The sequence below is a fragment of the Gracilibacillus salitolerans genome (assembly GCF_009650095.1).
Lineage (GTDB): Bacteria > Bacillota > Bacilli > Bacillales > Amphibacillaceae > Gracilibacillus > Gracilibacillus salitolerans.
The window spans coordinates 2,901,454-2,920,300 of record NZ_CP045915.1; the positions used below are offsets into that span (position 1 = coordinate 2,901,454).

An 18,847-nucleotide genomic window follows, 5' to 3' on the forward strand; every position below is an offset into this window, starting at 1 on the left:
AGCAGGGATGGCAATCCCCTGCTTTCACTATTCGTTATGAATATATTGATCTTCCAATTTTTGATGTTCTTCATACGTGGTTGAATAATGTACATTCCCATCTGAATCAGCTAAGAAATATAAGTAGTTAGTTTCATCAGGTTCAAGTACTGCAGCTAAAGAACTTTCTCCAAAATTAGCAATCGGACCAACTGGTAATCCCTGTACTTGATAGGTATTATATGGTGAATCTATTTCATAATGATCATACGTTAATCTTGGGATATGTTCACGATGGGCATAAATGACAGTAGGATCTGTTTGTAACTTCATACCCTCATCCAATCGATTATAAAAAACGCCTGCTATTTCTCTTCTATCCTCTTCTGTTGGCGCCTCTTCCTCTACTAAGGAAGCTAAAGTAATTATTTCATGGATGGAGAAATCTAATGCATCTATCTGATCATAATATGCGACAACGACATCGTTCGTTTTATTTAACATTTGTGTAATTATCTCATCTAGTGTGGGATCATCCGTATAAAATTCATATGTTGCCGGAAATAAATACCCTTCTAATGGATAAATAATATCTTCCTCTAAAATCTCTTCGGTTAAGATGTTCGGATATTGTTCGATCAATTTTTCCATATACGACTGATCTGTCATTTTTTCTAAAAATTCTTCACTGTCGATCCCTGCATGTTCTTGAAAGATCGATGCAATTTCTTCCATACTTCTTCCTTCCGGTACCGTAACACGTAATTGGGCTTCCTGCTGAAGTGAACCTGTTTCCAACTCTGCAGTAATTTCTGCCAATGTCATGGAAGGTGATAAGGTATATTCTCCTGCTTGAAAATCGGAAGCATTATTAAATTTAATGTAAAAACGATATATTAAACTATTTGCAATAATGCCTTCGTCTTCTAAGATAGTAGCAATATCTGAACTTGATGATCCTAAAGGAATCGTAACATCGATCGATTCTTCACTATCCGGATCAACCGGTGATACGCCATTTTTTACGAATTTATAGCCACTAAAACCACCAAAAACGATAATCGCTGTTAACACAATAAGTACAATGACGATAATTTTTCGTGCAATACTAGCTTCTTTTGCACGTTCTTGAGAAATTTCTTTATATGTAAGTTTCTTTTTGGACTTTTTGTTTTTCTCTTCTTTTACATTACTTTTATCATCACTCATTTAGGTTTCCCCCTTTCACCCGGTATATTATACTACAATTTTCGCAAAAGGGAAACATAAGGGAAAAGGATGTAACGATTTCGCAACAAATAATCAACTTTCATAACCATCTATTTAACTTTTACTATGCAATTAAAAGCTGACTGGTTTTCCCAGTCAGCTTTGTTGTTTTTATTCTGTTAAGTCGTTGTCTGCTACTGTATTCAGTACTTCTTCGACCATGTCCCACTCATCATCTGATTCGATATGGTATAGAGCAAGGTCGTCGTCATTTTCTTTTTCTTCATAACGAAAAGCGAACACTTCTACTTCTTCGTCTTCTTTCTGTTCCGCTGGTACCACTGCTACATATGATTCTTGTGTTTGGTCCACATCAAACGTAAATAGGACTTCAAATAAATGTTCTTCTCCATTTTCATCGGGAATGATGATACGTTCTTTTTCTTCTAGTGCCATTTGTAATCCTCCTTCATGGTTGACTATCTAAATAACCTTGCAAAATCATGACAGCTGCCATCTTGTCGATTACTTTCTTTCGCTTTGCACGGCTCATATCCGCTTCTAGCAACACTTTCTCAGCAGCCATCGTTGTGAGTCGTTCATCCCAAAAAATAACCTCTTTTGAAAAGGTATCTTCTATAAACTTCGCAAAATCTTGAGAAGCTTCACCTCTAAAGCCAATTGAGCCATCCATATTTTTGGGTAAGCCAATCACGACTTTTTCTATAGTATGTTCATCGATCAATTGTTTAAACGTATCTTCTACCGATTTATAATCTGGTTCCTGCCAATGAATCGTTGTTAAACCTTGTGCAGTCCATCCTAATGCATCACTGATCGCAATACCGATCGTTTTTGATCCTACATCCAGTCCTAATACTTTTGTCATTTCTTATTATTGGCGCTAATGTAATACTTTACTAACTCTTCAATGATTTCATCGCGCTCAATTCTCCTTATTAAATTTCGTGCATCCTTATGTCGTGGAATATAAGCCGGGTCACCTGATAATAAATATCCAACAATTTGATTAATCGGATGATATCCTTTTTCCTCAAGCGCATTATGCACTAACAACAACACTTCTTCGACATTTTGCTCAATGGGCTCTTCAGAAAAATCAAATTTCATTGTCTTGTCCATTCCATCCATGGAAGCACCCCCAAATAAAATTACAACGATTTGTATCTATCTATTATACCTGTTATTAATAAAAATTACCAAAATTATTGTACCTCTTGCGCATATTTTTCTACATAAGCAAGTGCTTCTGATAATTTAGTCGCATCTTTACCACCAGCTTGGGCCATATCTGGACGACCACCGCCACCGCCACCACAAATCTTCGCTGTTTCTTTAATCAAATTACCGGCATGGTATCCTTTCGTTACTAAATCTTTGGTAACTCCTGATGCTAACTGTACCTTGTCATTATTGACTGCAGCAAGCAAAATAATACCTGATTCTAATTTTTGTTTCATTTCGTCTACCATTTGACGTAATTGATTCATGTCTGATACATCTACTTTTTTCGCAAGTACATTTATTCCGTTTACTTCTTGGACATCATCTAAAATCGAAGTCGCCTCTAGTTGAGAAAGTTTAGCTCGTAATGATTCGATTTGACGTTGCTGTTCTTTCATATCTTTAAATAGATGTTCCAAACGTTCAGGTACTTGGTCTTCTTTAGTTTTCAATTGGTTAGCAGCTGTTTGTAACAATTGATGTTTACCATTAACAAATTGATATGCGCTTTTTGCGGTTACAGCTTCAATTCTTCGTGTACCAGCACCAATTCCTGACTCGGAAACTATCTTAAATAAACCAATTTCTGCAGAATTTTGAACGTGGCAACCTCCACACAGTTCAATACTATAATCCCCGATTTCAACCACACGTACGATGTCACCATATTTTTCACCAAATAAGGCCATGGCTCCCATTTCTTTTGCTTCTTGGATTCCTTTATTACTAATGGAAACTGTAATCGATGCCCAAATTTTTTCGTTTACTTGTTGTTCTATCTCAGTAATTTCCTGTTCCGATATTGCTCCGAAATGAGAGAAGTCAAAACGCAGACGCTCACTCGCTACTAATGAACCGGCTTGGTTTACGTGTTCCCCTAACACATCTTTTAATGCTTGATGCAGGAGGTGTGTTGCCGTGTGATTTTTAATGATATACTGACGAGATGTTTTTTCTACTTGTGCTTTAACGGCCTGTCCTTTTGTTAACGTACCTTCCTGAATTAGAATTCGGTGTAGGTTTTGTCCGTTTGGTGCTTTCTGAACATCCTGTACTTCAGCATGACCACCTTCATAGGAAATCGTACCTTTATCAGCAATCTGTCCACCGCTTTCCGCATAAAAAGGTGTTTCAGCAAGTATAACGTATGCTTCATTTCCAGCTGTAACAGATTTTACTCGTTCTTTATCAGCGACCATCTCAATTACAGTTGTTTCTGCCTGTAGGTACTCATAGCCTACAAAAGAGCTTTCTGTGTTAATTTCGTTTAATACGCCATCCTGAATTTGCATCGAATCGACTTTTTGTCGGGCATTACGTGCTCTGTCACGCTGCTTGGTCATTTCTTTCTCAAAGCCTGCTTCATCAAGCGTAAACCCTGCTTCACCTGCGTACTCTTCTGTTAACTCTTTTGGAAATCCGTAAGTGTCATAAAGGCGGAAGACTTCCTCACCAGGGAATACTTTATTTCCTTTTGCCTTCTCTTGTTCAATGATAGTATTTAAGATTTGCAATCCTTCTTGCAATGTTTCATGGAACCGCTCTTCCTCTGTTTTAATAACATTTTGAATAAAGTCTGTTTTATTCTTCACTTCTGGATAGAAAGCTTCCATAATCATACCTACAGTTGGAACAAGCTGATACATAAACGGCTTCTCTATTCCGATTTGTTTGGCATAGCGAACCGCTCTACGTAAAAGACGTCGTAATACATACCCACGGCCTTCATTTGATGGTAGTGCGCCATCACTCACCGCAAACGTAACCGTACGGATATGATCGGCAATCACCTTGAAGGACACGTCTGTTTCTTCTTTTGCATTATATGTGGTATCAGCAAGCTTTTCTGTTTCTTTAATAATAGGTAAAAATAAATCTGTTTCAAAATTCGTTTTCGTATCTTGGATCACACTAACAAGACGTTCGAGTCCCATACCGGTATCAATATTTTTCTTTGGTAATGGTGTATAGGTATCATCAGGATTATGGTTAAACTGCGAGAACACAAGATTCCAGATCTCCAAATAGCGTTCATTTTCACCACCAGGGTACAGTTCCGGATCATTTGGATCATTACCATAAGCTTCGCCACGATCATAGAAAATTTCGGTATTTGGTCCACTTGGGCCTTCCCCGATATCCCAGAAGTTTTCTTCTAGGCGGATAATACGCTCTTCCGGTAATCTAATTTTATCACGCCAAAGAACATATGCTTCTTCATCTTCCGGATGCACGGTAACTGATAGTTTCTCAGGATCAAAGCCGATCCATTTGTCACCGGTTAAAAATTCCCAGGCAAAGACGATTGCTTCTTCCTTGAAATAATCGCCAATCGAGAAGTTACCTAACATTTCAAAGAACGTATGGTGTCTTGCGGTATAACCGACATTGGTGATGTCGTTCGTGCGAATGGATTTCTGAGCATTCGTAATACGGGGATTCTCTGGTACTACACGACCATCAAAGTATTTTTTTAATGTGGCCACACCACTATTGATCCACAATAATGTCGGATCATCTTTAGGAACGAGCGATGCACTTGGTTCAATACTATGACCTTTTTCTTTAAAAAAGTCTAAAAACATTTGTCGCACTTGAGCAGATGTTAAATTGTTCATGATTAATCGCCTCCGTGAATTTGCTTTTATTTCAAAATAAAAAACTCCCATCTCTGCCTTATTCAGCAGGGACGAGAGTTATATCCGCGGTACCACCCTAATTACAGTCAATGTGACTGTCACCTTAACATCTGTAACGGTGATGGAACCGGCAGTATTTCGCTGCACTTCAAACTAGCTTCCTGAATCAGAGCATTTAGAATTTCTTTCAGCCACGGAAATTCCTCTCTTTGAAACGGTAATCCAGTACTCAGGTTTTTCATCGTTTTGATTTATTTAACTTCGCTAGCATATTATAGATAATTTTGGGCTATCTGTCAATTGCTTTTACCTGTCTAACAATCAATGGGACTGCAACTCTGGCGACTGCTAATAATGGGACTGCAAATATCATCCCAACGACTCCAGCAGTCTGTGCTGCAATAAATAATGCTAAAATTAAATACACTGGATGTATGTGAATACTTTTCCCTACGATAAATGGCGAAAGTAGATTACCTTCTGTTATTTGGATTACTATAACAACCAAAAGTACATATAACACCATTTCCGTTGACATTGTAAAGGCAATTAGAAGCGCGGGAATGGCTCCAATGATCGGTCCAAAATATGGAATAAAGTTCGTAAAACCGATAATCGTTGCCAATACGACAGTATAATTCATCCCAACCCATCTTAACAAAAAGTAACTCACTAAACCAACGAGAAAACAAACTAATATTTGACCGCGAATATACTGACCTAGACTTTCTTCCATATCATGAGCTAATTTTTTCGTAAAAGCTTGATACTTTTGCGGGATGACTCTTAGGATGCTTCTCTGTAATTTCTGATAGTCCTTTAGAAAGTAAAACGCTAAAATGGGAATCACAGCTATCATAACAAAAATATCAAACAACAAAGGGATATTTTTCAATAGGTTGGTAAGCTGTTCCCCTAATGTTGTTTCAATATTTTCAAAGAGTTGATCTAAATGATCATGAAAGCCCTCTGACAGAAATGATGTTTGATCATAAATATCATAGATAAATGTGCGATAAGCATCTACATATTGCGGAATATTCTGTTGCATTTCCTGCATTTGCTTCATCCACATCGGAAAGGATATATAAATTCCATAACCTGCTAGTCCAAAAAAAAGTAGATATATGAAAATAATAGCCAGTGGCCTTGGAATATGGAATCGATAAATTTCTTCAACAACTGGATGTAATAGATAAGCGATTAATCCTGCGATGAAAAAAGGTGCTAGCACCTGTAAAACGACGATAAGAACATGCTTATAAAAAGGAAACAGAATGTACATTAAATAGAGAAACAGAACTGCTAAGCATAGAATAATCAATTGCAGAACGATGCGAATTTTGGCTTGATTGGACTTCATTACCTTTCTACACGTCTTTCCTCATCAGAAAATAAATCATCCAATGAGCTTAACGATCCATCCATTTCGACTTCATGCAAGTGCAGCATATTGTTTTGGACAGATAATTCAATGAAGCAATCCCAGCAATAATATTGCTCAGGACCGATAATTCCGATATTCTTGCTGCGACAATTCGGACAAATCACTAACATTCCCTCACTTTTCCATTTTTATTTTTCATCCTTTCCTATTTGGAGGGAATTATACATATAAAATTACAACGATAGCTCTTAAACTTGATATAACTTTAGTTGTATTTTGGTCTATTTCCCAATTGATAGCCTTTCTCCTTCTAATGCATAAGCTATATTTTCATGATTACTAGTTTAACTCCATAAAATCATATGGCGAAAAGTCTTCCTGTCCTACTTCTACAGCAAGTAGTTGTTCATCTGCTGTTAATTTCTGTTCTCTTTCATTTTCTGCTGAATTTTCTTGTACCTGGAATAATTCATGCAAATAAGGTACAAGCGATGTATAACGCTGATTCGTATCTTCTGTTTTTACTCCACGTAAGAATGCCGATTTATCACCACATATGACAAGCGATTGTTTAGCACGAGTAATCGCTGTATAGATCAAATTTTTGCGGAGCATCCGATTGTATCCCTGGATAATTGGCAAAATGACAATTTGAAATTCACTACCTTGTGACTTATGAATAGACGTACAGTAAGCATGCATCAGATTCAACAGATCGGCTTTAGCATAAGCTACCTCTTTTTCATCAAAACTTACGACAACTTGTTCCTCTTGTTCGACATTCTCATCTTTTTCAAAAATGGCAACAACTTCTCCAATATCACCATTAAACACACCATCTTCCGCTTGATTAACAAGCTGGATAACCTTATCCCCTTTTCGAAAAACGGTATCACCGAAACGCATTTCTCTTCTACCCTGTTGAGGTGGGTTGATCACTGCTTGAAGCTCTTCATTTAAACGATGAATACCTGCTTTGGAACGATACATAGGTGCTAACACCTGAATTTGACGAAGGTCCACTCCTTTGTCATGTGCTTTTTTCACTACTTGAGTTACAATATCGACAACCTGGTAATCCGGGCAAGTTAAAAAATTAAAATCATTTGCCTTTGCTAAACTGTCTGGCTGTACGTTATTATTTTTGATTTCATGGGCAAGCTGAATGATTTTGGAACCCTCTTTTTGACGGTACACTTCTTTGAGGGAGACGGATGAAACGACATCACTTTTTAGCAGATCTGCAAGTACATGGCCTGGTCCGACAGATGGTAGTTGATCTTCATCCCCTACAATCACAATTTGCATGTCATCAGGAATTGCACGAAACAACTGATAAGCAAGCCAAATATCAACCATGGAAAATTCGTCAATCACGAGAACTTTGCCTTCTAATTGATTATTCTCATCTTTATCAAATGTTTCATTACCATCCCAGCCTAATAAGCGGTGAATGGTAACACTGTCAATTCCTGTTGATTCCTTCATCCTTTTTGCCGCACGTCCAGTTGGTGCTGTTAATACAAACGGGTACTCTTCGTCATCTTTATAATCATCTCGGTCTAATGAAAGGTCATGAATCTCTGCATAAGCATTAATAATTCCTTTAATAACTGTTGTCTTCCCCGTACCTGGACCACCTGTTAAGATGAAAATTTTCTCTGATAAGGCTGTCTCCAACGCTTGATACTGCTCTTTTCCATAGCTTAAAACTTCTTCTTCCTCAATAGCCCCTACTATTTTTAACAGTTCTGCATCCGTAAATACTCGTTCGATCTTTTTGTCAGCAATCCGTTTAATTTGGGCACAAAAACCTGTTTCCGAATAATAAAGAGATGGCAAGTACACTTTTTTATCCGTAACTATGATTTGTTTTTCTTTGTTTAACTCGACAATCTGAGCAGTCATTTTGTCAATATCAATCTTATTTGCTTCACCGTCCAATAAAAGGTCCATCTCATATAACAACTGATCGATTGGTAGATAGACATGACCGTCCTGTATACTGTTTTGCAAAATATAAATACATGCCGCTTGTAATCTCGTAGGATGGTCAATCGGAATATTATTTTCTTTTGCCATTTGATCTGCTCGTAAGAAACCAAATCCGTCTACATCGAAAACAAAGGCATATGGATTAGTTTGCAACGTTTCTAACGTGTTATCTTTAAAAGCCGTGTACATTTTTTGGGCCATCTTAAGGCCAAATCCGTATTTCGACAATGCAATCACAATATGTTCAAAACCTTGATTTTCATGGAGTATCTGATAGATTTTTTCTTGTTTATCTTTAGTTAACCCTTTTACCTGAGACAGAACAGATTGATCATTAAGAATCTTAGATAATGCTGATTCTCCTATAGTATCGACAATTCGTTCCGCTGTTTTTTTACCGATACCAGGAAAAAGATCACTAGATAAATAGGCAATGACGCCTTCTTTCGATTCTGGGAGAAAACGTTGGTAGCTTTCGACTTGGAACTGACGACCAAATCGTTTATGATCGACAACTCGCCCATAAAATTCGTATGTCTCGCCAGGATCTAAGCGACGGAAATATCCTTTTACAACAACTTCTGTTTCATCAAATTGCTGATTGGTTTCGAGAATTTTGATCTTTGCAATGGAGAAATGCTCTTGTTTATTTTCAAAAATAGTATGGATCATTTCACCTTTTATGAAATTTTTTTGTTCGGCTGCCTGGCTATTCTCCATTACAAAGACCCCCATTCCTTACTCGTTTTCTTCGAGCATTTTTTCAATTTGCTTTTTACCATTTCCAGCTAATAAGTGATCAGGTTGAATTTCAAGTGCCTGATTAAAATGTTCCAATGCCTGATCAATGTGTTCATCATATAAGGCGATAACACCTAAATTATAATGAGCATCACTATGTTCTTTTTGTGACTCTAATACTTTTTTAAAAGTAGATTTAGCATAGTCTAGCTGTCCGGTTTGGGCTAGCGCCAATCCGTATTGAAACTGAACATCGGCATCATCTGGACTTAACTCACTTGCTCGTTGCAGATATGGAAGCGATAATTTAAACTGCTCATCATATAAAAACGTCATTCCTAACATAAAATACGGATCTGCTTCTTCCAAGCCTAGACTAATTGCTTTCTGGAATTGTTCTTTTGCCGAATCGTAATTTTCTTGTTCAAAATGTACATTGCCCAACCCGTAGTAGGCTGTTGCTGCTTTTTCATCAAGCTCTGTTGCCTTTTGGTAAAATCGTTCAGCTCGCTCATAATCTTTCATATGTAAAAGTAGATTGCCAAAGTTTATATAATGAACGGGATCCTGTGGATTTTTTTCAATTGCATCTGTGAAGTATTGTGCTGCATCTTCCAGCTTACCTTCTTTCATATACTGAATCCCTTGATCAATTTCTGCCATGTTAAAACCTCCTATTGTTATTTTAGCTCAATTGTGAATTAGCGTGCAAGCACAGTCTAATGATTGGTAATATATTGTGATTAGTTTTTTCTAATTTAGTTTGTGATGGACAGAATTATTTATTTTTGCGTAGTTGTGTCTTTCATTTGGTTTATGAAAGACACTTTTTTGTGATTTACTCTATTTTTGTCCTTCATCAAGCTTATGATAGACACTTTTTTGTGATTTGCTCTATTTTTGTCCTTCATCCTTCTTTTAAGACAAAGGGGACAGCACGTAAGCATGCTGCCCCTCTAAATCATCCTACATAATCTAAATATTTATCATCTTTAATTACTTCATCAATCGTACCGCCGCCTAAGCAGACTTCATCTTGGTAAAAGACGACTGCTTGTCCTGGTGTAATCGCACGTTCTGGATTATCGAATACTACTTTTGCAGTACCATCTTCATTAGGATATACAGTTACCCCATTGTCATTTTGACGGTAACGGAATTTTGCCGTAGAATGGAAGGCTTCTGTCGGCACTTCATTAATCCAGTTGATATCTGTTGCGATCAATGCATCAGAATATAAGGCATCATTATGGTAATCTGCTCCAACATAAAGTACATTGTCTTCCAGATTCTTTCCAACTACAAACCACGGACCGCCTGGACCACCGATGCCAAGTCCTTGACGTTGGCCAATCGTGTAATACATCAGACCATCATGCTCACCTTTTACTTCTCCGTCCAGTGTCATGATTTTGCCTGGTTGCGCCGGTAAATATTCACTGAGAAATTCTTTGAAATTTCGTTCCCCAATAAAGCAGATTCCGGTACTGTCTCTTTTGTTCGCTGTAGCTAGTCCATTTTCTTTGGCAATGCGACGTACTTCTGTCTTTGGTAAGTGCCCTAATGGGAACATGACTTTTCTTAACACATCTTCTGATAATTGATTCAAGAAGTATGTTTGATCTTTATTATCATCCACACCGCGTAACATTTCCGCACGATCACCATCATGTCTCACTTGCGCATAGTGTCCTGTTGCTACATAATCTGCACCAAGTGAAAGGGCATGATCTAGAAATGCTTTGAATTTAATTTCTTTATTACACATCACATCAGGATTTGGTGTTCTACCTGCTTTATATTCATCCAAAAAGTATGTAAACACTTTATCCCAGTATTGTTTTTCAAAGTTGACGGCATAGTATGGGATATCGAGTTGATTACATACACGCACAACATCATCGAAATCTTCCGTTGCAGTACATACACCAAATTCATCCGTATCATCCCAGTTTTTCATAAAGATACCGACAACATCATAGCCTTGTTCTTTTAACAAAAGGGCTGTCACAGATGAATCAACACCACCACTCATACCGACGATCACACGTGTATCTTCATTTTTTTTCATTGCTTTTTCACCACCTTAGGTTGTCAGTCTTGTGACGATTTTCGCCACTTTCTCTGCTGCCTCTGTTACATTTTCCTGATTATTCGCAAGTCCGAAACTGAAACGAATCGAATTGGTCGTGCAGCTACTATTTTCAGTAAACATCGCGCTTAACACATGAGAAGGTTCTACTGATCCTGCTGTACAAGCACTTCCGCTAGAAGCTGCAACACCACTCAAATCAAAATTGGTTAACAAGGCTTCCACATTGGTTCCAGGGAAACTTACATTTATTATGTTTGGTACGCGTTCGCTTTTTTCCCCGTTTATCGAAAAGTCGATACCTTGATCACGAAGCATTTGCAAAAAGCGATCACGATAATCCTGATATTCTTGATATCGTTGTTCCCGTTCAGTCAATGCAAGTTGAATTGCTTCCGTGAAGCCGGCAATTGCAGCAACATTTTCCGTCCCTGGGCGACGTTTACGCTCTTGTTCTCCCCCATGCTGTAAGGCTTGTAACGTTACACCCGGATGAACATATAAAAAACCTAAACCTTTGGGACCGTTTATTTTATGAGAAGAAACGGTTAACAAATCAACCTTAAGTTCTCCAACTTTTATTGGTAACATACCATAAGCTTGAACGGCATCTGTATGAAAATAGGTTTGGTGTTCCTCTAGCAATTCACCAATCGCTGCAATCGGCTGGATCACTCCTGTTTCATTGTTAACCATCATTACTGTCACAAGAATCGTATCGTCACGTAAAGCATTTTTCAATTGTTGTAGCTCAACTTCACCATGTTCATTTACATCTAAATAAGTTACTTCAAACCCTTGCTTCTCAAGGTTCTCTACCGTGTGTAATGTCGCATGGTGCTCGATTTTTGTTGTGATAATATGCTTTCCTTTTGCTTGATTGGCAAGCGCAACTCCGGTTATGGCGATATTGTCCGCTTCTGTTCCACCGCTTGTAAAAACAATATCCTTATCGGAAGCATGGATAGATTGCGCTGCAACCGAACGTGCTTTATCTAAAATCTGCCTTGCTTTTCGGCCAAATGAATGAATACTAGATGGATTACCGAAATTCTTTTGTAAGCTTTCTGTCATCGCTTCGGCAACTTTTGGGTGTACCGGAGTTGTCGCCGCATGATCTAAATAGATAGCTTTCATTACTTTCAACTCTTTTCTCTAAATGTAGAACATATAAGGATCCTGTACGCCTTTTTCCCCGTAAGTGGATAAGTCCTCTAAAGTGGTTGTATCGAGTACATCTTTCACTGCGTCACGAATTCTGATCCAAAGCTCTTGTTTGGCTGGCTCTTCCTGTTCAATTCCCTCAACCGGTGTTATTGGTCCTTCTAAAATTCTGATAATATCACCAGCTGTTATCTCATTTGGTTCTTTTGCCAGTATATATCCACCATATGCGCCGCGAATACTTTTTACTAAACTCGCATTTCTTAACGGGGCAACTAATTGTTCTAAATAGTGTTCCGATAAATTATTTTCTTTGGCTATACTTTTTAACGACATCGGACCATTGCCATTATTTTTTGCCAGTTCAATCATAATCGTTAATCCATATCTCCCTTTAGTAGATATCTTCATTGTTCCACCTCATTTTTCCCCTTCAAAATATCTATATACAATGTTCGTCATTAGTTGTTATTATAGCATGAATGATATACTAATTGCAGAACAATTCATAGCAGGTTACTTGCACTATAGACATGTATAAAATTATTATTGATTATAGAGTATTAAGAAACTAAACGCACGCTAGTACGATAAGCCAAGTTTTTCTAATCATTACATACTTGCCTATATTAAGAAAGCAGAAAAAAAATGTCAAGTTGCTTGCTCTTGATCAGATAGAAAGGATGTTACAATGGCGAATCAACCACTTGCTTTTCGAATGCGACCAAAAAATATAGATGAAGTAATCGGACAACAACATTTAGTCGGAGAAGGTCAGATGATCAGAAGAATGGTCAATGCAAACCGTCTCCATTCCATGGTATGTTACGGACCACCTGGTACAGGGAAAACTTCCATGGCAATCGGAATTGCTAATAGTTTAAACATTCGCTATAAACTGTTGAATGCGGCAACCGATAGAAAAAAAGATATGCAAATTGCTGTAGAAGAAGCAAAAATGTCTGGACAGCTCGTTGTCATATTAGATGAGGTACATCGACTTGATAAAGCAAAACAAGACTTTCTATTACCACATGTTGAGTCGAATTTGATTACATTAATCGGTTGTACGACAGCCAACCCTTATCATTCAATTAACCCTGCAATCCGAAGTCGTTCTCATATTTTTGAACTCTTTCGCTTGGAACCTTCTAATATTATCGAAGCATTAGACCGTGCAATTGCGGATGAAGAAAATGGTTTAGGTGAGTTGCCACTTGTTGTCGAGCAGGCAGCGAAAGAACATTTTGCTAATGCCTGTAATGGTGACTTGCGTGCAGCTTTAAACGGACTCGAACTGGCTGCTTACTCTACCCCTCGTGACGATGATCAAATCGTAATTGATTTAGCAAATGCTGAAGCTTGTATGCAAAAAAAGAGTTTCTCCCATGACAAAGGAGGAGATGCCCATTATGACGTGTTATCAGCTTTTCAAAAATCAATCCGCGGCAGTGATGTCGATGCCGCATTACATTATTTAGGAAGATTGATTGAGGCTGGCGACTTAGAAAGTATAGCGCGGAGAATGCTGGTGTGTGCATATGAAGATATCGGACTTGCGAATCCTCATGCTGGTCCAAGAGCTTTAGCAGCAGTAGAGACCGCTGAGCGTGTCGGCTTTCCTGAGGCACGTATTCCTTTATCCGTAGCCATAGTCGAGTTATGCTTATCTCCTAAGTCAAATAGTGCTTATTCAGCACTGGACGCAGCACTTGCAGATATTCGTAATGGTGATACAGGAGAAATACCTCCCCACTTAAAAGATGCACATTATAAAGGCGCTGCATCACTTGGCCGTGGAATAGATTATAAATATCCACATGCCTATGATAGTGGTTGGGTAAAACAGCAATATTTGCCTGATAAAATCAAGCATAAACAATACTATCACCCTAAGAATACCGGTAAGTTTGAAAAAAATTTACAACAAATATATCAAAAGTTGAAAAAATAGTGTTTAATTCACTCCTTTTCTGGTCAGAATAGCAAATAAGTTAATCTATTCGTACGATTATCAATCTATTAGAAAAGTGCAAAGACATTTCTGTTTTAGTTAACTATCTATTTAAAAAAATGACAGAATCAAACAAGGAGTGAACATACATGGCGAAAGTACGTCAAGATGCATGGTCACATGAAGATGACCTATTATTAGCAGAAACAGTATTACGACATATTCGGGAAGGGAGTACGCAACTAAAGGCTTTTGATGAAGTAGGCGATCAATTAAATCGCACTTCTGCTGCCTGTGGATTCAGATGGAATGCCGAAGTACGACAAAACTATGAACAAGCTGTTCAAATTGCGAAAAAACAACGAAAAGATAGAAAAAGAGCACTTGCAAATCAAAATAATGTTTATACACCACCTACGCCAAATGTGCAAACTAGTCCTAATGTACAAACTAGTCAAGAAGAAAATGAGACAAATAGAACGATTGAAGAAGAAGTATATTCCATGTTGAATTGGAATTCTAATCGTAAACAAACTCAACCCCAAACTCAAGCTACTCCTGCTTCCGAGTCATATCAGGAAGAATACAGTATAGATCTTGATCAAGTTATTAGATATTTGCAATATCTGAAGAAAGAGCAAAAACTAGCACAATCTTCAAAAGCCAGCCATCAAAAGCTAGTTCAAGAAAATGAGCAATTGCAAAACCAATTAGAGCTTGAACAAAAAAGAGTAAAAGAGTTAGAAAATGAATTACAGACGATGAAAGAAGACTATCAGGCCTTTATGCAAATCGTCGAACGTGCTAGAAAGATGGTAGTGTTTGAAGAGGAGGAATCACGCCCTATTCCAAAATTCCGAATGGATAAAAATGGAAATTTAGAACAAGTGGCAAAATAAGCAATACAGGCAGATAGAAGGGGAACATGGCAACCGTTGAAAAACTAGGCCAGTTCAGAAAATCTATCTGCTTTTTTGTTTGTTGTCCTTCTAGTGTTTTGCTATCAATTATAGAATGTTAGTAACAACTTCGACCTTTTACAATCAACTTCTCTTTAACAATTGGAAAAGGCACATCATGTACATGATGTGCCTGGAGATTTAAATCGACAATCCCAATTGTGCCGTCGTAAGCGATGAAGTTTTGATCCCGCTCCTAGCAGGTGGGTGCCCTGTCCTATACTTCATGCTTCCGCTATTTTTAAATAAGTAAAGCGGCCTGCACACCATATAGGAACTCCAAGCTCCCGAAGTTATTGGTGTTCGGTCAAAACTCAATAATCCGACGAACACATCAGGATTTTTTGTTATCTTTATCTTAATTAAATAATAGCATATTACATTTCGAAATTCAAGAGAATTACTTTACAATACTTTAACCTTTTCTTTACATTTCTTTTAAATTTAAATGCAATTCATTCAATTGTTTAGTGTCAACAGGGCTTGGTGCGTCTGTCATTGGATCTGATGCAGATGCTGTCTTCGGGAATAAGATAGTGTCACGTAAATTGGTACGACCTGCAAGTAACATAATGAAACGGTCAAATCCGAATGCAATACCTCCATGAGGTGGTGCACCATATTCTAAGGCATCAAGAAGGAAACCGAATTGAGATTCTGCTTCTTCTTTTGTAAATCCAAGTTTTTCAAACATTTGATTTTGCATTTCTCGTTGATAAATACGAAGGGAACCTCCACCTAACTCATATCCATTCAGTACTAGGTCATAAGCTTGCGCACGAACAGCACCAGGATCTGTATCCATTTTGTCTAAATCTGACTCAAATGGCATTGTGAATGGATGGTGGGCCGCATGATAGCGATCTTCTTCTTCATCATACTCCAACAATGGCCAGTCTGTGATCCACAGGAATTCAAACTTACTTTCATTAATTAATTCGTGATCTTTAGCCAGTTTCAATCGTAATGCGCCTAACGCGTCGTATACAATTTGTTTTTTATCAGCTACAAAGAACAGAATGTCACCTGCATTGGCATCTAACATGCTACGGAATTGTGCTTGTTCTTCCTCAGAGAAAAATTTCGCAATAGGTCCCACTAACGCTTCTTCTTCTACTTTCAACCAAGCTAAACCTTTTGCACCATAGATTTTTGCAAAGTCTGTCATATTGTCTAAATCTTTACGTGAGTAATGGTCGGCTTTTCCTTTTAAGTTTATAGCACTTACTTTTCCATTATTTTCAACTGCTTGGCGGAATACTTTAAAACCAGACTCTTTTACTACTTCAGAAAGGTTGACTAATTCCATTTCAAAGCGCACATCTGGTTTATCCGAACCGAAACGTTCCATCGCTTCATCGTATGGCATGCGTTGGAATGGTGTTTCAATGTCTAAACCTTTGACTTTTTTCATTACTTTTTTCATCATGCGTTCTGTCATTTCCAAGATATCGTCCATTGTCATAAAAGATGTTTCGATATCAATTTGTGTGAATTCTGGTTGACGATCCGCACGTAAATCTTCATCACGAAAACAACGGGCAAATTGATAATATTTTTCAAAACCTGCTACCATCAATAATTGTTTAAACAATTGTGGTGATTGTGGCAATGCATAAAAGTAACCTTCATGTACACGACTTGGTACTAAATAATCACGCGCGCCTTCGGGAGTACTTTTTGTTAACATTGGTGTTTCCATTTCTAAAAAGGATTCACTGTTTAAAAACTCACGAATTGATTGTGTAGCTTGGTGACGTAATTTGAATGTTTCTTGCATTACCTCACGGCGCAGATCTAAATAACGGTACTTTAATCGAATATCTTCAGATACATCAATGTCATCAGTTAACGTAAAAGGAGGTGTTTTAGCTTCATTTAATACGTTGATTTCACTTACGATTATCTCAATATCACCTGTGTCAATTTTAGGATTTATAGTGTCAGTATCTCTTTCGACCACTTTCCCTTTCACTTCAATTACATATTCACTGCGGACACTGTCTCCGACCGCATGTGATTCTTTACTATTTTCCGCATTAAAAACGATTTGGACAACGCCTGAACGGTCACGCAAATCAATAAAAATGATTTCGCCAAGATCACGACGTTTTTGCACCCAGCCCTTTAGTGTAACTTCTTGATTAACATGCTCTTTACGTATAGTTCCTGCTAAAGTACGCATGATTTACCCCCTTATAAAATCTCTTTAATAAATTCTATTATTTGGTCCAAAGCAACCGTTTGTTGGTCTCCGGTTTCCATGTTTTTTACAGCGATTTGTTTTTTGGCTAATTCATCGTCACCTAGCACTAGTACATATTTTGCTTGAAGACGGTCTGCTGCTTTAAATTGCCCTTTAAATTTTTTACCTTGATAATCTTTATCGACCTGAATACCTGTTTGACGTAATTCATTGACGATGGCTGCTGCTTTAAGATTGGCCTCTTCACCTAATGATACGACATAACAATCAAGCTGCCTGTCAATTGGCAGTTCTATACCTTCCGCTTCTAAAGCCATCAGAAGACGTTCAATACTTAATGCGAAACCAATTCCAGGAGTTTCAGGTCCTCCAAGATCTTGAACAAGTCCATTATAACGACCGCCACCTGATAATGTTGTAATCGCACCAAATCCTTCTGCATCACTCATAATCTCAAAAGCAGTGTGGTTATAGTAATCCAAACCACGGACTAAATTCGGATCGACTTCGTATGGTATATCCATTGCATCTAAGTATGCTTTTACCTTTTCAAAATAAGCTCCTGATTCGTCATTTAAATATTCTAAAATAGATGGCGCATCGTGCATTTTTGGATGATCGCGGTCCTTCTTGCAATCTAATACACGTAATGGATTTTGTTCTAAACGTTTTTGACAGTCACCACATAGTTCATCTTTCACTGGTGTAAAATGATTAATTAACGCTTGTCGGTGATTTTCTCTACTTTCCTGATCTCCCAGACTGTTGATAACAAGCTTTAATGACTGAAGACCTAATGTTCTATAAGCATTCATTGCCAATGAAATTACTTCGGCATCAATTGCAGAATCAGCACTTCCTAATGCTTCTACTCCATATTGTACAAATTGACGCATTCTGCCTTGTTGCGGTCTTTCGTACCGAAACATTGGTCCAATATAAAATAGCTTTGTTGGTTGATTTGGTGAACCAAACAACTTATGTTCAACAAAAGAACGAACGACAGAGGCTGTGCCTTCTGGCCTCAAGGTAATACTTCGATCTCCCTTATCTAAAAAGGTATACATTTCTTTTTGGACAATATCCGTTGTATCACCGACACCTCGTTGGAATAATTCAGTATGTTCAAAGATAGGTGTGCGAATTTCTTGGTAATGGTAGTTATTGCTTAATTCCTTCAATTTTTCTTCGACATATTGCCATTTTTCCGTCACACCTGGTAACAGATCTTGCGTACCTCTAGGTGCTTTCATTAGATCTCCCCCTCACACATTCTC

The 18,847-nt window shown here is 37.8% G+C and carries 16 protein-coding genes, 1 other RNA gene and 1 other annotated feature; of the genes, 2 read left to right on the plus strand and 15 right to left on the minus strand.

Translation table 11 applies throughout. From position 1 onward, the window contains the following. Positions 1–27: 27 nt before the first annotated feature. The 12 genes from mltG to cymR all read right to left on the minus strand — a co-directional run bounded on the left by mltG (position 28) and on the right by cymR (position 12,862). Positions 28–1,188, minus strand: a complete 1,161-nt coding sequence (mltG, locus tag GI584_RS13830; protein WP_153791557.1) for an endolytic transglycosylase MltG — start codon at positions 1,186–1,188, stop codon at positions 28–30. 171 nt (positions 1,189–1,359) lie between these two features. Then, a complete protein-coding gene (locus GI584_RS13835) occupies positions 1,360–1,644 on the minus strand; it encodes a DUF1292 domain-containing protein (protein ID WP_091483199.1) in 285 nt (94 codons plus the stop codon). Positions 1,645–1,657: 13 nt separating this feature from the next. Next, positions 1,658–2,077 (minus strand): Holliday junction resolvase RuvX, encoded by a 420-nt coding sequence (gene ruvX / locus GI584_RS13840; protein WP_100360103.1) that lies wholly within the window; start codon positions 2,075–2,077, stop codon positions 1,658–1,660. Further along, positions 2,074–2,340: an IreB family regulatory phosphoprotein gene (locus GI584_RS13845; RefSeq protein WP_018931502.1), complete on the minus strand. Its 267-nt coding sequence runs from the start codon at positions 2,338–2,340 to the stop codon at positions 2,074–2,076. Before GI584_RS13845 ends, ruvX begins: the two co-directional genes overlap by 4 nt. Before the next feature lie 74 nt (positions 2,341–2,414). Next, entirely contained in the window at positions 2,415–5,051 is a 2,637-nt protein-coding gene (gene alaS, locus GI584_RS13850; RefSeq protein ID WP_153791558.1) for an alanine--tRNA ligase, read from the minus strand. Between the two features lie 64 nt (positions 5,052–5,115). After that, positions 5,116–5,323 (minus strand) — a binding site (T-box leader). Between the two features lie 38 nt (positions 5,324–5,361). Next, positions 5,362–6,435: an AI-2E family transporter gene (locus GI584_RS13855; RefSeq protein WP_153791559.1), complete on the minus strand. Its 1,074-nt coding sequence runs from the start codon at positions 6,433–6,435 to the stop codon at positions 5,362–5,364. Beyond that, the gene (locus GI584_RS13860) at positions 6,435–6,629 is read right to left on the minus strand and encodes a hypothetical protein (RefSeq protein ID WP_100360100.1); all 195 of its coding nucleotides are present in this window, start codon (positions 6,627–6,629) and stop codon (positions 6,435–6,437) included. The genes GI584_RS13855 and GI584_RS13860 overlap by 1 nt, the downstream gene beginning before the upstream one ends. Positions 6,630–6,798: 169 nt before the next feature. After that, a complete protein-coding gene (gene recD2 / locus GI584_RS13865) occupies positions 6,799–9,174 on the minus strand; it encodes an SF1B family DNA helicase RecD2 (RefSeq protein WP_153791560.1) in 2,376 nt (791 codons plus the stop codon). A gap of 18 nt (positions 9,175–9,192) precedes the next feature. Beyond that, positions 9,193–9,858: a tetratricopeptide repeat protein gene (locus GI584_RS13870; RefSeq protein WP_153791561.1), complete on the minus strand. Its 666-nt coding sequence runs from the start codon at positions 9,856–9,858 to the stop codon at positions 9,193–9,195. A 298-nt stretch (positions 9,859–10,156) separates the two neighbouring features. After that, positions 10,157–11,266: a tRNA 2-thiouridine(34) synthase MnmA gene (gene mnmA / locus GI584_RS13875; RefSeq protein ID WP_153791562.1), complete on the minus strand. Its 1,110-nt coding sequence runs from the start codon at positions 11,264–11,266 to the stop codon at positions 10,157–10,159. 15 nt (positions 11,267–11,281) lie between these two features. Then, positions 11,282–12,424: a cysteine desulfurase family protein gene (locus GI584_RS13880; RefSeq protein ID WP_153791563.1), complete on the minus strand. Its 1,143-nt coding sequence runs from the start codon at positions 12,422–12,424 to the stop codon at positions 11,282–11,284. Positions 12,425–12,442: 18 nt separating this feature from the next. Further along, on the minus strand, positions 12,443–12,862 hold the full coding sequence (gene cymR / locus GI584_RS13885; RefSeq protein WP_100360094.1) for a cysteine metabolism transcriptional regulator CymR: 420 nt from the start codon (positions 12,860–12,862) through the stop codon (positions 12,443–12,445). Positions 12,863–13,142: 280 nt separating this feature from the next. Here cymR and GI584_RS13890 point away from each other — a divergent pair, with 280 nt between their 5' ends. Both GI584_RS13890 and GI584_RS13895 read left to right on the plus strand, forming a co-directional pair. Then, positions 13,143–14,405: a replication-associated recombination protein A gene (locus GI584_RS13890; protein WP_153791564.1), complete on the plus strand. Its 1,263-nt coding sequence runs from the start codon at positions 13,143–13,145 to the stop codon at positions 14,403–14,405. Positions 14,406–14,554: 149 nt separating this feature from the next. Continuing rightward, positions 14,555–15,304: an RsfA family transcriptional regulator gene (locus GI584_RS13895; RefSeq protein ID WP_153791565.1), complete on the plus strand. Its 750-nt coding sequence runs from the start codon at positions 14,555–14,557 to the stop codon at positions 15,302–15,304. A 208-nt stretch (positions 15,305–15,512) separates the two neighbouring features. Here GI584_RS13895 and ssrS read toward each other — a convergent pair. The 3 genes from ssrS to hisS all read right to left on the minus strand — a co-directional run bounded on the left by ssrS (position 15,513) and on the right by hisS (position 18,823). After that, positions 15,513–15,708: non-coding RNA, 6S RNA (ssrS, locus tag GI584_RS13900), on the minus strand. A gap of 83 nt (positions 15,709–15,791) precedes the next feature. Continuing rightward, entirely contained in the window at positions 15,792–17,549 is a 1,758-nt protein-coding gene (gene aspS / locus GI584_RS13905; protein WP_153791566.1) for an aspartate--tRNA ligase, read from the minus strand. Between the two features lie 11 nt (positions 17,550–17,560). Then, on the minus strand, positions 17,561–18,823 hold the full coding sequence (hisS, locus tag GI584_RS13910; RefSeq protein ID WP_153791567.1) for a histidine--tRNA ligase: 1,263 nt from the start codon (positions 18,821–18,823) through the stop codon (positions 17,561–17,563). Positions 18,824–18,847 lie beyond the last annotated feature (24 nt).

Bases quoted from the DNA above. Each gene is read 5' to 3' on its own strand.
- GI584_RS13835 (WP_091483199.1), bottom strand. From the start codon at position 1,644: ATGGCACTAGAAGAAAAAGAACGTATCATCATTCCCGATGAAAATGGA.
- ruvX (WP_100360103.1), bottom strand. From the start codon at position 2,077: ATGACAAAAGTATTAGGACTGGATGTAGGATCAAAAACGATCGGTATT.
- GI584_RS13845 (WP_018931502.1), bottom strand. From the start codon at position 2,340: ATGGATGGAATGGACAAGACAATGAAATTTGATTTTTCTGAAGAGCCC.
- GI584_RS13890 (WP_153791564.1), top strand. From the start codon at position 13,143: ATGGCGAATCAACCACTTGCTTTTCGAATGCGACCAAAAAATATAGAT.
- hisS (WP_153791567.1), bottom strand. From the start codon at position 18,823: ATGAAAGCACCTAGAGGTACGCAAGATCTGTTACCAGGTGTGACGGAA.
- alaS (WP_153791558.1), bottom strand. From the start codon at position 5,051: ATGAACAATTTAACATCTGCTCAAGTGCGACAAATGTTTTTAGACTTT.
- GI584_RS13855 (WP_153791559.1), bottom strand. From the start codon at position 6,435: ATGAAGTCCAATCAAGCCAAAATTCGCATCGTTCTGCAATTGATTATT.
- cymR (WP_100360094.1), bottom strand. From the start codon at position 12,862: ATGAAGATATCTACTAAAGGGAGATATGGATTAACGATTATGATTGAA.
- GI584_RS13895 (WP_153791565.1), top strand. From the start codon at position 14,555: ATGGCGAAAGTACGTCAAGATGCATGGTCACATGAAGATGACCTATTA.
- recD2 (WP_153791560.1), bottom strand. From the start codon at position 9,174: ATGGAGAATAGCCAGGCAGCCGAACAAAAAAATTTCATAAAAGGTGAA.
- GI584_RS13860 (WP_100360100.1), bottom strand. From the start codon at position 6,629: ATGTTAGTGATTTGTCCGAATTGTCGCAGCAAGAATATCGGAATTATC.
- GI584_RS13870 (WP_153791561.1), bottom strand. From the start codon at position 9,858: ATGGCAGAAATTGATCAAGGGATTCAGTATATGAAAGAAGGTAAGCTG.
- GI584_RS13880 (WP_153791563.1), bottom strand. From the start codon at position 12,424: ATGAAAGCTATCTATTTAGATCATGCGGCGACAACTCCGGTACACCCA.
- mltG (WP_153791557.1), bottom strand. From the start codon at position 1,188: ATGAGTGATGATAAAAGTAATGTAAAAGAAGAGAAAAACAAAAAGTCC.
- aspS (WP_153791566.1), bottom strand. From the start codon at position 17,549: ATGCGTACTTTAGCAGGAACTATACGTAAAGAGCATGTTAATCAAGAA.
- mnmA (WP_153791562.1), bottom strand. From the start codon at position 11,266: ATGAAAAAAAATGAAGATACACGTGTGATCGTCGGTATGAGTGGTGGT.